This window comes from Providencia sp. UF-224, assembly GCF_058245955.1.
The window spans coordinates 248266-262552 of sequence record NZ_JBSICC010000004.1; the positions used below are offsets into that span (position 1 = coordinate 248266).

Below are 14287 nucleotides of genomic sequence, written 5' to 3' on the forward strand. Positions count from 1 at the left end.
GGAGAATGGTATGAGTTTGTCTTTGTTTTCATCAACACCTTTAGTGGTAGTGAGGGACAATCGAGGGAACACAGTTCGGAAAATTCACTATTACAGGCATTCTAAGTTTGTAGAACAGACAGATGAACGCATTGAGTGTTATCAATTTAACGCTCAGGGTTTCTTAGCTGCGACCGCCGACCCTCGACAATTTCTAAGGAAACATTTTAATTTTAATTATCGATATAACCTCTCCGGGCTTTCGCTACAAATTCAAGGAATAGATAATGGAATATTCAGCGTTCTGCATGATGCTGCAGGGCGTTTGCTACTCAGTATTGATGCCAATCATTTATGGCGTACCTATGTGTATGAAGCTCCTGAGTCTTTAGGTCGGTTAACCAATATTAGGGAAAAAACAGCTGAGCAAGAGGAGTGCATCTGTGATTATCTTGAATATGCAGGGAACTCACTTCACGAGCAAAATGCTAATTTATCTGGTCAATGTGTTCGTCACTATGATACCGCAGGGTTATTGCAAATAGACCAAGTCTCGCTCACTGGGGAAGCTATTCATGTTACCAGGAAAGTAATTCAATCAATTGATAATATAGACTTTTATGTTAACTGGGATATAAATGATCGGGATGGAATGCTAAATCCTGAGCCTTTTTGCACAAAATTAAAAAACGATGCGACAGGTGCAAATATTCTAAGTATTAACGCAAAAGGGCACCAACAACGTTCACGCTATAATATTGCAGGGCAGTTGCAATCTTGCGGGTTAACAATAAAAGGGGAAACTGAACAATGCATTATCAACGCAATTGAGTACTCCGCGGCGGGGCAAAAATTGCGGGAGATATTAGGAAATGGCGTTGTAAGATATTATGAATATGAACCACAAAGTCAGAGACTTATTCGACTTCACACTGAACGAACAAACAATCACAAGTTGGGCTTTAAGTGTTTTCAGGATTTACGTTACCAGTATGATCCCGTTGGAAATGTATTATGTATCCGTAATGATGCAGAGCAAACACGCTTTTGGCGCAACCAAAAAATAGAGCCTGAACAACATTTTACATATGATACGCTGTATCAGTTGGTGAGTGTGACTGGCCGTGAAATGGCGAATGTTGGTCAGCAAATAAATGCCCTTCCTCAAAGCTTTGCTTTCGATAATTCAATTTATACCTATTATTCCCGAACATACCGATATGATAGATCAGGTAATTTAACTGAAACTCATCATCACACTCCAGCAACACACAGCGGCTATTCAATAAAACTCACTGTAAGTGATAGAAGTAACCGAGCAATAGATTTTTTACTGGCAACAGAAGCGAAAGATGTGGATGCATTTTTCACGAGCAGTGGGCAGCAAAAGCAATTAATGAACGGCCAAACGCTCGCTTGGACAGTGCGCCAAGAATTACTGAGTGTGAAGGGGGAAAATTTCTGTGAACAATATCGCTATGGTAGTGACCACCAAAGAATTTTTAAATTAACGCGACATAATCAACACATGTCGATGGTCATTTATTTGCCTAATCTCGAGCTAAGAAATATTGGCAATCATGAGAAACTCCAGGTTATTTACTCAGGTCAAATTAATGGTGTGCAGATTCAGGCTTTGCATTGGGAACAAGGTAAACCGAGAGAAATAGACAATAATTCAATACGTTATTCACTTGATTCATTTAATGGTGATAGCGGATTAGAGCTAGATAGCCAAGGTAATTTAATTAGCCTAGAAGAGTACTACCCTTATGGGGGGACAGCAGTATGGCTTGTACGCCGTGAAATCGAAGCAGATTACAAAACGATGCGCTATTCAGGGAAAGAGCGTGATGTAACAGGGTTATATTACTACGGTCATCGTTATTATCAGCCTTGGTGTGGTCGTTGGCTAAGTGCAGATCCTGCCGGGGCAATAGATGGTTTAAATCTATTTAGAATGGCAAAAAATAACCCATTAAAATACCAAGATAATGATGGGCTTAACCCCGTTGACCGTGTTGTAGAATATTACCAAAAATTCAATAACTATAGGGCAAAAGTCCGAGCCGATGACAGCTATCTGATGATGTCTTTAGGCGAGAGATGGCTTGATACTGGAAGCCAGAAACCCGTTTTTGATAACTTAGAGGCTTTTTTTACACAAACACAGAAAAATATGGCGCAACTTAGCGTTAATGTTGGCAGTTTGAGTGATGAGGAGAGTGATTTCGTTGACAAATTTATTGAGTTAGATTTCACCTTATTGCATTTCTCAGGTCAGGAATTCCTTAAGCCTCCTAATCGTGCAACTTTTCGTTCTAGAAACGAGCTCCTTAAGAAAGGGGTCTTATCTGCGTGTGAAACCAATACGACTCCAACAGATATTAAGCAACTAAACACGGTTGATTTCGCATTTTTCTCATTAGGGATCAGGGGCGTGAGTGGGAAATCACAAAGTGAATTCGGGGATAACCTTTACATCACCCCAGTAGATGACATCACAAGCTATAAATATATGAATTATAGTCATATGGCGATCAACGATACCTTGGACTTTTATCGCAGAGAGACAGATATAAAACGTTTAAAAGCCCGCTTTCCTAATGACATTGCAGGGGCTAATGCACTAAAAAGTGAAACCATCGCAGAAAGTGCCATTGAAACGTTGTATTCATATCAAGATTTCAGAAAAGCGCTTGCTTTAAGGATCGTAGACTCCACCCGTTTACTCTCTTCTGAATCCCAGCTAAGTGTTTACGAAACGTCAACTAATGATGATTTTGACCAATTAATTTCGTTATTTTATCGTCCTCAAATGCTCGTTCCGAAGAAATTAAAATCTAAAGCGACGACGATGTCTAACGTTCGGCTTCATTAATCGCATCAAATTAAAACATTTTTTAAAGGAGGAAAAATGGATGAATTTTCAATGGAGAAAACACCGTCAATAACCATCACTGACAACCGCGGGCTCAATATTCGTAAAATTGAATATTATCGCCACCCGAATACTCCCGAAATAACAGAAGAAAGACTTACCTTTCAATTAGTTGATATTCGAGGTTTTTTAGTGGAGTTGAGCGATCCACGTTTGCATGATGAAGCGTCATTCAATTTTCGTTTTAAAGCTGATTTGTCTGGGGTTGTATTGATGAGTGAGGGCGTGGATAACGGTCGTTCCGCGACGATTAACGACATAGAGAACCGGCTATTAGTAAGTGTTGATGCTAATGGTGTTACCCAAACTTACGATTACGAAGATAGCGACGCCATCGGTCGGCCATTGCGTTTAAAAGAAAAATTGGCGGATGGAAAGTGTCGTGTGACTGCGTGTTTTGAGTACGCGAATCATTCTATTCATTCTCAAGATGCTAACTTATGTGGTCAATGTATTTTACATTACGATACTGTGGGGTTATTGCAATTAGAGCAAGTATCGCTATTGGGGAAACCGATTTCTCAAACGCGGCGTTTAATTCAATATATTGAAGATGTCGAATATGAGGTTGATTGGCAAACGGATGAACGAGAGGAACGACTCGATACGACCCCATTTTCCTGTTATTGCATCACAGATGCAACAGGGGCAAGTTTAGAGACCAAAGACGCAAAGGGCCACCAACATCGGCAATCTTATGATATCGCAGGGCAATTAAAAGCATACAGATTAAAAGTAAAAGACGAGCTAGAGCAATGTGTTTTAAAGGAGGCTCAGTATTCTCCTTTTGGCTTAAAAATCAGTGAAGTCCTCGGTAATGGCATTATTACAAACTACGAATATGACCAAAAGACCCAACGCCTAGTGAGTATGAAAACTCAACGACCAGCAGAACATTTACTGGGGTTTAAATTAATTCAGCACTTAATTTACCAGTACGACCCCGTGGGCAATGTTATTTGTATCCATGATAAAGCAAGCCAAACGCGCTTTTGGTATAATCAAAAAATAGAGTCAAAACAATATTTTAGATATGACTCATTATATCAATTAGTCAGTGCGTCTGGGCGAGAAATGGCAAACCAAACTCGCCAAACCTCATTGCCTTCTCGTGGTGTTACGTTTGATAATGCAACCTATACTCGATATTTCCGTGTTTATAGTTATGATAACAGCGGTAATTTAACCAAAATTTCTCATCGCTCACCAGCAACAAATCAAAGTTATTCAACACAAATAGTTGTTAGCAATCAGAGCAATCGTGCAGTATTAAAAGAACTGATTTCAGGCTCTGAAAAAGTCGATGAGTTATTTACCTTTGCAGGACAACAGCAAACTCTCTTTCAGGGCCAACACCTTGATTGGACGTCTCACCAAGAACTTCGCTCCGTTAAAAGCGCCGATGTTATTGAACATTATCGTTATGATCATCAATATCAACGAACAGTAAAAGTGACTGAAAGTTCGGGACAAAAAACGCGCGTAATATATTTACCAAACTTAGAGCTAAAAAATCGCAATGATGATGAAAAATTAGAAGTGATTACGGTTAATGATTTGGTTGGGGTAACGTTGCAAGTTCTACACTGGGAATCCGGTATACCAAAAGGGATTGCCAATAATGCCATGTGTTACTCATTGAGTTCATTGACAGGAAACCAAGGAATTGAGCTTGATAACGACGGAAACATCATTAGCCAAGAAGAGTATTATCCTTATGGTGGAACGGCAATTTGGCTGGTAAATAATGCCTCTTTAGCGGGTTATAAAACGCGGCATTATGGCGGCAAGGAACTTGATATTACAGGGTTATATTATTATGGACGCCGTTATTATCAGCCCTGGGTTGGTCGCTGGTTAAGTGCAGACCCCCTTGGCGCTGCTGACGGGTGTAATTTATACCGAATGGCGCGTAATAACCCTGTGACGTATTATGATGAACAAGGGCAATACCCTAAAATTGCGCATTATATTTGGCTCGGTAACAAAGAGCTTCCCGCAGATGGCATCAGTAACATCGCTAGTTTTAAACATAATAACCCGCAATATAAGATTAATTTGTGGAGCGACAACCCGACTAAATTGAAAAATAACCTTATTGAACGCGGTTATAGCCAAGCAATATTCAATATTATCCATGTTCAAAAGCCCGCTCCCTTTGATTACCAATATCAAGCGGCGATTAACCGAGAATCAACGAATACCGCTTATGCAAATTATGCGGCGGCATCGGACATGATCAGGATCGGTGTCCTCAAGCGGTTTGGTGGGTTATATATGGATATTGATGTGATGGTCGATGGCCCAATTGGCGAAATTAGACCGTATTTAGACAACCAGGATGAACTTCCCGACCTCTTAATTCATCGGGGAAGAGATCACGGAGGGAAAACCGCGTTGGGCAATGCGGTTATTGCTGCCAAAAGGAATGCATTTAGTCTACATAGCGTAATGCGTTATATTCGTCATCTTTATTCACACAATGAAGTAGAGCCTTTTATTGGCGTAACCCCTCAAAATAGGTTCGATACTTTAACGGCTAAGAAAAACTATTATTATCCTAATTTTTCATGGAAATATCTTATGTGGCAAGGGAAACGTGCCATTCCCCATATGCGCCGTAATGTTACAGTTGATAGTACAGGTCCAGGGATGTTTGTCAGTTGGATACGTTCAAGTGCGCCATTTGATAAGGCATTGAGAGCCCGAAAACTGATTTATCAATCAGGTTTTTTTGGTCAGAGAGCCTCACTAATGAGTTGGCGGTTTGGGCTTAATGCAAATGGTCAAACATGGTATAAGCCACGTAAAGCTCGGCGGGCTTCTATCTGAAATTTAACCTCAATCTTGCTAAAAGATCAGTGAGATTGGGGTAATAATAGGTAAAAATCACTAACCCTCTGTTTATCGGAGTGTTCTACTAGAAAATTTAGCTTATTCACCGTAATTTGGCGCAATTCAATATCGACCAAAGATGCTTTTACGATGAAAAAATGTATTTTATTGCTGATTATGTTTACCAGCTTTAGCTACGCAAAGTCCAATTATCACGGTAATTCCTCCCGTCATGATACACAAGTTGTGCATATTTGTGCACTGTCGCCATTTTCTGAATTTTATGCAGAAGCCGCTTTTTCTGAGCAAAATGCACGGCAAAAAGTCTCTCGCCGCTGTGAGTTAGGCCAAGGAAACGGCAGTATTTTTTGTAAAGCCAAAGATGCGAAATGCAGCACCAGTAAAATATCGTTCAATGGCGATTACATTGAAGAGAGTATGGTTGTCTACACAAAAACATGGCAAAAAGGGGAGTATCTAGAAATTGATGAAAATATCCCTAACTTATCCCGCTATAATTTTGCTGATAAAATCGCCTCTTTCAGTATTCCAGATGGTTGGACAGTGCGTTTTTATGAAGGATTTAACTACACAGGGAAATACCACACGGAATCAGGTGGTACACATAATGCGTTAGGTTATGGCGAGAAAATTCGCTCCATCAAAATTATCCGTCGTTAAGTATTCTCATGAATAAGGCCAGGAAAACCTGACCTTATTCATGACTTAATGCTCTAATGTCACAGTATGAACATGGGGAAGGTTGCACTTTCACCATTAACAAACAGATCTTATCTCAGCCTATTAATGGTGACGTCTTAAGGTAAAACTAACTGCCAATCCTGCTCAGCCATTATTTTCCCATTGATTTGTAACTGTATTTGCTGCATTCCTGCATAATATTGTCTTGTCGTGATGGGTTTAACAGCATGCTTTTTCTCTAGGGTGAGGGTTTCATGGGCACCTAATGTCATAGTGCGCAATTTAAATACTTTGGGGGCGGTTTTTCCGTTTGCTTTCATAAAGCTAATAATATAATCGATCACCAAATTTTGCGGTTTATCACTGTATGAACGCAGAGAAAGTTTGAGTGTTAAATATTCGCCTAGTTTAATATTAGGCGTGACATTAAATTGCTCAATAGAGACATTTGCCTCATATTCAACGCCGATAAGTGCTAAGGCGTTGGGATCCCCTTGCTTAATTAATGTTCTTAGCGCTTGCTTAATAATCCACGTGATGTATTGCTGTTCTTGCGGCGTATTTGCCTGTTGTTTCCATTTTGCGAGTAATTGTGTCACGTAATCAGGGTGGTCTTTCGAAATATCATTAAGGTGATTTGCCACGCTTTTACGGACATATAGCTCACCATCAAATTTAAGTGCCTCCAAAATAGGGCGAGTAGCGCTAGGGTCTTGAATGAACGCTTGTAATTGCTCCCCCCAAGGGAGGCGAGGCCGCGTGCCCTCTGATGCCCAGCGTCGTACATGCACATTATCATCATTAGCACACTTGGCGAGAAAGTGCATGGTTTCATCAGGGTATTGTTTGATAAAAGGACGAATAGCCCATTCAGAGGTAAAAAGGGTGGTCAGTAACCTTAAGGCATCTAATGAAATTTCATAATGTGCTAGACCTTGTACTTGAATAAACTCCGCAAAGGGCCAAAGAGTAAATCCTTGTAGTTGGTTTTGTTTTAGCACTGAAATAATAATTTTAAGTGCGCTAGGGTAATTAGACGGCAGCGCTGTAATTAAAACATCTCGAATTGCATGGACACGCGCCTTCATTTCGAGTTGGGATATTTTAGGGGCTAAATCATACAATGCTTTTGCATTAAATTCGGGGTATTCAAGGCAAAGGAGTTCAGCAAGCTGTTGCAGTAGTGTCTCGTTAAAAAGGTGTTTAAATGCTTTATCATTTTGCTCGTCAGTTGCGCTTGTCATATCCATTCCCACTTCGCTATTGTAAGGGGGTATATTGCCTGAAATTGAGTTGGCAGAATATGCCATTTTTGTGCGAAGAATGAAAAAAACTTGTACTAGACCAATCAGTCCAGTACAGTAGCATGATGAACAAACACACTGAACACGATACACGTGAACATCTTTTAGCAACCGGTGAGCGCCTTTGCTCACATCTTGGTTTTACTGGGATGGGGTTAAGCGAATTGCTGAAAACAGCGGAAGTGCCTAAAGGGTCGTTCTACCATTATTTTCGCTCTAAAGAAGCGTTTGGTGTTGCCATGCTTGAACGTTACTATGCAGACTACTTGCAACGGCTGACCACTCACTTTACTCAAGGGCCGGGAAATTATGGTGACCGTTTTTTCGCGTATTATGGTGAAATGTTTCAGCAGGTATGCCAGCTCAGCCAAACTAACGGTTGTCTCACGGTAAAGTTGTCTGCTGAAGTGTGTGATTTATCAGAAGATATGAATAAAGCGATGGATGATGGTGTTCGACAAATTATTGGTTTGCTTGCGGATACTTTAGAAAAAGGTCGTCAAGAAAAGTCGCTTTATTTTACGGGGGATCCTTTATCGAAGGCTCAAGTTTTCTATGCACTTTGGTTAGGTGCAAATTTACAATCAAAAATTACACGCAGCACAGTTCCATTGGAAAAAGCCTTGGAACATGTAAAAAATATACTGTGTACGCCAAATAATTAATTGGCGTTTTTATTTACTCAGTTAATAGTCGACTGGTCTAATACGGAGCCATTATGTCGCAACAAAAATTATTCACACCGCTCAAAGTCGGTGCTTTTACAGCAAAAAATAGAGTATTCATGGCACCACTGACGCGTTTGCGTAGCATCGAGCCGGGTGACATTCCCACTGCATTAATGGGGGAGTATTATCGTCAGCGTGCGAGTGCGGGGTTGATTATCTCAGAAGCAACACAAATTTCAGCGCAAGCAAAAGGTTATGCGGGGGCTCCAGGATTGCATAGCGCAGAGCAAATCACGGCATGGAAAGAGATCACAGCACAAGTACATGAAGCGGGTGGGCATATTGCTGTTCAATTGTGGCATACCGGGCGAATTTCTCATGAAACATTACAGCCAGAGGGGCAGGCTCCTGTTGCGCCTTCAGCGTTAAACGCCAATACACGGACATCACTGCGTGGCGATGATGGGCAAGCAATTCGCGTGGATACCACTACACCAAGAGCATTGGGACAACAAGAGATCCCAAAAATCGTTGATGATTTTCGTCAAGCTGTAGAAAACGCACGCCAAGCAGGGTTTGATATGGTGGAATTGCATGGTGCTCACGGGTATTTGTTGCACCAATTCTTATCACCAGAGGCGAATCATCGTGATGACCAATATGGTGGTAGCATTGAAAACCGCGCCCGTTTTCTGCTAGAAGTGATTGATGCAGTCTGTGAACAATGGGCACCAGAGCGAATTGGTATTCGTTTATCGCCAATTGGCAGTTTCCAAAATACGGGGAATGGCCCTGATGAAGAAGCGGATGCGTTGTATGTTATTGACGCGTTAAACCAACGTGGTATCGGTTATTTACATCTCTCTGAGCCTGATTGGGCTGGTGGAGAGCCTTATACCGAAGCATTTCGCCAGAAAGTTCGCCAATGTTTTGACGGTGTGATTATTGGTGCGGGTGCTTATACCCCTGAAAAAGCGGAAGACTTAATCGAAAAGGGATTGATTGATGCAGTGGCTTTTGGCCGTGACTTTATTGCTAACCCTGATTTAGTCGCTCGTTTACAACAAGATGCACCACTGAATCCTCAGCGACCAGAATCATTTTATGGTGGCGGCGCAGAAGGTTACACAGATTATCCTTTTATGAAGTAGAAATATAATAAAAATAGGCACAATCAATCGAAAACCATGAAGACTGATTGTGCCTATTTTGTAATGTATACATTACAATTCTCTATTTTTTTCTATCTTATGTAATCTAAACGTTACCAATCTAACCGAAGTGTGCTCCAAACACTCTCCCTCAGCGCAGTGGGAACACCATGATGTTCCGCCAGTTCTCGCCATGTTGAAACTACCGTAATTGTCTCATCAATAATCTTTTGCGCTTTATTACGGCGAAGGTGGGTAATTTGTTCGGTAATTGATAACAAATCATCATGGGTAAAATTATCACGCTTACCGGCTAAGGATAATTGGTGTGACTGTACCCATTCTGAGTCTTTTTTATAACTCCATGCGAGGTCATAAGCGGGCGCTAGTTGCCACTCATATTCGTCATTTACCATAAAGGACCAATTTTTGGTGTGGTCATCATGGTTACGGGCGATAATATTAAATACCATTCGGCGATAAATTTGCTCCTGTTCTTTATTCGACAAACCCAATTGCCGCGCCGTTAACAGCAATTCTTCGTAACTGAATGCGCCAGGTTTTCGAAAATCAGCATGTGCTAAACCGCACAAACTTAACACGTGATATTTTAAGTTACCCACACGATCAAACCGTTTGGTCATAAAATGGGCGCGACCACTTTGCGATTCCCGCAATAACTCACATTCGGACATTTCAATACCCACTTGCGTGGCCATTAGGTAATAAACATACTCCATGACCCCAAACCCTTTTGGGTCACCAAAGGTTTCTTTATTGGTTTGGTGTTCGACCACGCCATCAAATTTAAGTAAGTAATGTTCAAAACCTTCAGGGACGGTAACTTGGCCTGAACGTATTTCTGTTCGATCTTTATTGACTGCGACTACGGCTTTAGCGCGTGCGCCACCTGCGGAGGTACCGATTTGCAATAGTTTAGACATTGAAGATTCTTCGCTATCGGTTAAGTGTAAATCATCTCGTGCATCCAACACTTTTTGAGCGATATTCACCAATTCTTCAATCAAGATAGGGGCATCTTCTTCCGCGTTTGGATAATTTGTCGGTTGATATTCAAGTGCGCCCATGCCTCGAGTTCCGGTATAGAGCAAGCGGTCTAAGGCTAAAAATTGCGATTTATCTTTACCTTGGCGTGCAAGCCACGCATTGATTAAGGCGTTTCCAAAATCATCAGGTAATGAATCTGCAAATACAGCAGGTAAGCCACGATAGGTATCAACCGGCAAACTGCGAAATGTATAAGTTTGTGAACTTAATGGTAAGTGAAGCGGGGAGAGGCTAAAACCCTCTTTTTGCCACTCCTTGGTGTATTCGAACGTCGCAAATCCACTATCATCTGTGTAGGCCAAATAGCCAGTCGGGATATTATCAAAAAAGACGGTGCAAGATTTGGCTATCATATTGAACCTTTATTTTTTCGGTTAGCTAACATTTCTTTGACAGAGAGTTTAGTCTGTATTTGGTTACGTCTAACATTTTGTTGTTTAACGATTTCAGAAGGACGCAAAGACGGCGGGGGCACTAAGGTATCGAACCCTTCCAGTAAATTGAGTTCGCGTAATACACTAATAAAAGTGCCAAGGCTGCAAGTGCCTTTTTGTATTCGCGCATAAGTCGGTCGGCTAATCCCTAAATTTTCAACGAGTTCTTCCTGTGATATGCCTCTTGATTGTCTATAATATTCAAGGCGGTTATAAAGTTCTTGTGTGATTGCAAAGTCAGACATTGCCATTGAAATTTTCATATTAGCCTCGACTGTAATGTATATATTACAAATTAGCGTTTATTTGGCTATTTTGCAATGTATACGTTACAATTTACTCCTTGTCTATTAGCTTTAAAGAATCGAAAAAATGCCAAAAAGAAAACAAATTATTCCTAAATCAATGGAAAAATTAGCCCAGCGAGCAGGTTATGCCCCTGCTGTGCTCGTTGGCGATACGCTATATTGTGCAGGGCAAGTGGGGCGTACCGCAGATTTACAGGTGATTGACGATCCTGAGGCCCAATTTCAAGCCTGTTGGGAAAATTTACGTCTAGTTCTCAATGAGGCAGGCTTTACTTTCCACGATATCGTTGAAATGACAACATTTCATGTGGAGATGAAAAAGCATATGGATGTTTTTCGCCGCGTCAAAGATGCTGTTTTTCCTCGAGGTGAGTGTGCTTGGACCTGTATTGGTGTCTCTGGATTGGCCCACCCAGGATTGCTTGTGGAAATTAAATGTATTGCTGTAAAAACAGTTAATGAATAAGACAATTCGCTCTTTTCTTTTGCTGAAAAAACCTCGTACAGTAAAGGTCTATTTATTCTCATTGAGTTGCTTATGAAACGCATTCTTTCATTAATGACAGCGGGCTTTCTCTCATTATGCAGTATGACAAGTGCGCTTGCGGGTGACCCCGGTCCGTACCGTTTAGTGTTTCTCGATATATCCCAAGCCCCGTATAACGATGGGCAAAAATTATTGATTGAGCTGCGGGAAATGATCGCACTTCCTGACGAGCAAAATCGGCAATGTTTTATTTGTGACAATAATGATGATAGCTATTCTGTTGAAGTGCTCTATGTCTATTCTGCACCCGTGGGGCTATTAACGGAAGACCTCCGCAAAGCCGTGGAGGGCGATAAGCAAGCAAAAACCCGCATGCAAACGGTTTTAACTGAGTTTCATGATAAGCAAGGTGAGGGTGTCGATGGCTTATTGTTATATGAGCATGTGGCGGGTAAAGTGAATATCTATACGATGGATAAAAAAATTGGGTCTAAACTGGAGGTTGAAAGTAAAGCAGTGAAAAATCATTTACTGCATTCCAGCTTAGACAATTTGTTAGAGAAAGCGGCAAATAAAATAGATAGGCCTGTTTGATTAACAACGCCCCTGATGCTAAGGGGTTTCAAATTGCGTTAAGGCGGTTGAAAACTTCTCAATCAGCCGCTTAAAATCGCCAATCTCATCATCACTCCATTGATTAAACATTTGTTGATAAAACTGATAGCGAGTTTGGTCAATTTTAGCGGTCATCTCTTTTCCCTGAGGGCTTATCAGAGCGTTATGAATGCGCTTATCTTGGCTATCTTGCTGGCGGATGACTAGTTGTAATGCCACTAATTTTCCCACTTGGCGGCTGACCGTGGTGTAATCCCGCCCAACCATATTGGCTAACTCAACAATGCCTACAGGCCCAAACCTGTCTATACCTATCAGCAAAGGGAACAATGCTTTATCTAAATTAATGCCTGCGGCTTTAATGAGGATATCATCGCGGTTAGGATCATTAAATTGGAAAACAATCCGCAACAACGCGCTATGGAGTTCATCTATTTGCCGTAAATTAGGTGTATTTTGCATATTATTTCTTGGTGTTTAATTTATCTTCATTTAATATGTGCATTATACACCTATGTGAAAGGAATAAAAATGAAAGCAGCTATCGTGAAAAATAAAGGGGAGACCCCCGTTTATGATGATGTTGATGCGCCTATCGAACAAGAAGGGCACTTTCTCATTAATGTGGAAGCAAGTGCATTAAGTCAGTTGGCGAGAGTGCGTGCAGCAGGAACCCATTATAGCTCCCCTAAACACTACCCATTTATTGCAGGAATTGATGGAGTAGGTCGGCTCGAAAATGGTCAGCGCGTCTATTTTTTATTACCTGAAGCGCCATGGGGCGGCATGTCAGAACAAACGTTAGTGCCAATAACTCATTGTATTCGTGTACCTGAAAATCTCGACGCGGCACTGGCTGCGGCAATTGCCAACCCAGGTTTTTCATCTTGGGCAGCACTGACTCGCCAAGCGAAAATTCAAGTAGGGGATACTGTTTTAATTAATGGTGCAACGGGAACATCGGGCACGCTTGCCGTCCCCATTGCGAAACACCTTGGGGCATCAAAGGTGATCGTCACAGGGCGTAATCTTGAAAAACTTGAACAGTTACGCCAACAAGGTGCTGATGAAGCCATTCCACTGGATAAACTTGCAGAAGAATTACCGCGCTTATTTAATAAAGGCATTGATATTGTTCTTGATTATTTATGGGGGGAAAGTGCAACGGCCATCCTTAATGGCGCGATAAATGTGGAAAGTGACCCAATTCGTTTTGTGCAAATTGGGTCAATCAGTGGCGATGCAATCCAATTAAGCAGCAAAGTATTACGCTCTTCGAGCCTGACATTGATTGGCAGTGGATTAGGCAGTGTTTCCCTTGAGGATTTAGTGACTTGTGTTGGGGAGCTATTATTCGCTACCGCAGAGAAAGGGTTTAACTTGCCTTACCAAACAGTTCCATTAAGCCAGTTAGCCCATGTATGGCACGATGGCGGCAGCGATATACGCTCTGTGTTTTTGGTTTCTTAATCAGTGGGGCATTAGGCCCCATTTTCGTTGCTTATCAGCTTAGTAGATTCAATTATTATCGCTATCCTACAGTGTCACACTTCAAATATTTACCTCAAGCTGCGCAATTTGTTGCATTTCATTTAGTGACACACATCATATGTTAATCATTTGTGACTTTTAAGTTATCGACAATTACTTTATATATAAACTATATCTAAACGGTAAAGTTAATAGATAAAGTATAGGAGTTGTTGATGACGAAATATTTTACTAAGCCCCACAAGATCCATTTCTCTGAGTGTGATCCCGCGGGGATCGTGTTCTACCCGCAATATTTCGTGAT

At 41.2% G+C, this 14287-nt stretch carries 12 protein-coding genes; 8 read left to right on the forward strand and 4 right to left on the reverse strand.

Features of this window, described 5'->3' with window-relative positions:
* Positions 1-10: 10 nt before the first annotated feature.
* The 3 genes from AC4IFO_RS06425 to AC4IFO_RS06435 all read left to right on the forward strand — a co-directional run bounded on the left by AC4IFO_RS06425 (position 11) and on the right by AC4IFO_RS06435 (position 6436).
* A complete protein-coding gene (locus AC4IFO_RS06425; RefSeq protein WP_490732811.1) occupies positions 11-2860 on the forward strand; it encodes an RHS repeat-associated core domain-containing protein in 2850 nt (949 codons plus the stop codon).
* Positions 2861-2896: 36 nt separating this feature from the next.
* Positions 2897-5752, forward strand: a complete 2856-nt coding sequence (locus tag AC4IFO_RS06430; RefSeq protein ID WP_490732813.1) for an RHS repeat-associated core domain-containing protein — start codon at positions 2897-2899, stop codon at positions 5750-5752.
* Between the two features lie 153 nt (positions 5753-5905).
* Positions 5906-6436 carry a beta/gamma crystallin-related protein gene (locus tag AC4IFO_RS06435; protein ID WP_490732815.1) on the forward strand — a complete coding sequence of 177 codons (531 nt, stop codon included), beginning with the start codon at positions 5906-5908 and terminating at the stop codon, positions 6434-6436.
* A gap of 137 nt (positions 6437-6573) precedes the next feature.
* Here AC4IFO_RS06435 and AC4IFO_RS06440 read toward each other — a convergent pair whose 3' ends face one another.
* Positions 6574-7701, reverse strand: coding sequence for a DNA alkylation repair protein (locus AC4IFO_RS06440; RefSeq protein ID WP_490732817.1), 1128 nt, complete (start codon positions 7699-7701; stop codon positions 6574-6576).
* A gap of 125 nt (positions 7702-7826) precedes the next feature.
* Between AC4IFO_RS06440 and AC4IFO_RS06445 the strand changes: the two genes are divergently transcribed.
* Both AC4IFO_RS06445 and AC4IFO_RS06450 read left to right on the forward strand, forming a co-directional pair.
* A complete protein-coding gene (locus AC4IFO_RS06445) occupies positions 7827-8426 on the forward strand; it encodes a TetR/AcrR family transcriptional regulator (protein WP_490732846.1) in 600 nt (199 codons plus the stop codon).
* A gap of 53 nt (positions 8427-8479) precedes the next feature.
* Positions 8480-9580 (forward strand): alkene reductase, encoded by a 1101-nt coding sequence (locus tag AC4IFO_RS06450; RefSeq protein WP_490732819.1) that lies wholly within the window; start codon positions 8480-8482, stop codon positions 9578-9580.
* 113 nt (positions 9581-9693) lie between these two features.
* On the opposite strand, the gene AC4IFO_RS06455 is transcribed toward AC4IFO_RS06450, so the two are convergent.
* A complete protein-coding gene (locus AC4IFO_RS06455) occupies positions 9694-11001 on the reverse strand; it encodes a type II toxin-antitoxin system HipA family toxin (RefSeq protein ID WP_490732821.1) in 1308 nt (435 codons plus the stop codon).
* A complete protein-coding gene (locus AC4IFO_RS06460; RefSeq protein WP_490732823.1) occupies positions 10998-11345 on the reverse strand; it encodes a helix-turn-helix domain-containing protein in 348 nt (115 codons plus the stop codon). Before AC4IFO_RS06460 ends, AC4IFO_RS06455 begins: the two co-directional genes overlap by 4 nt.
* Positions 11346-11454: 109 nt before the next feature.
* Between AC4IFO_RS06460 and AC4IFO_RS06465 the strand changes: the two genes are divergently transcribed.
* Both AC4IFO_RS06465 and AC4IFO_RS06470 read left to right on the forward strand, forming a co-directional pair.
* A complete protein-coding gene (locus AC4IFO_RS06465; RefSeq protein WP_490732825.1) occupies positions 11455-11856 on the forward strand; it encodes a RidA family protein in 402 nt (133 codons plus the stop codon).
* 72 nt (positions 11857-11928) lie between these two features.
* A complete protein-coding gene (locus tag AC4IFO_RS06470; protein ID WP_490732827.1) occupies positions 11929-12471 on the forward strand; it encodes a hypothetical protein in 543 nt (180 codons plus the stop codon).
* An 18-nt stretch (positions 12472-12489) separates the two neighbouring features.
* On the opposite strand, the gene AC4IFO_RS06475 is transcribed toward AC4IFO_RS06470, so the two are convergent.
* The gene (locus AC4IFO_RS06475) at positions 12490-12954 is read right to left on the reverse strand and encodes a MarR family winged helix-turn-helix transcriptional regulator (protein ID WP_490732829.1); all 465 of its coding nucleotides are present in this window, start codon (positions 12952-12954) and stop codon (positions 12490-12492) included.
* 69 nt (positions 12955-13023) lie between these two features.
* Between AC4IFO_RS06475 and AC4IFO_RS06480 the strand changes: the two genes are divergently transcribed.
* Positions 13024-13962, forward strand: coding sequence for a quinone oxidoreductase family protein (locus AC4IFO_RS06480; protein WP_490732831.1), 939 nt, complete (start codon positions 13024-13026; stop codon positions 13960-13962).
* The last annotated feature ends 325 nt before the right edge of the window (positions 13963-14287 follow it).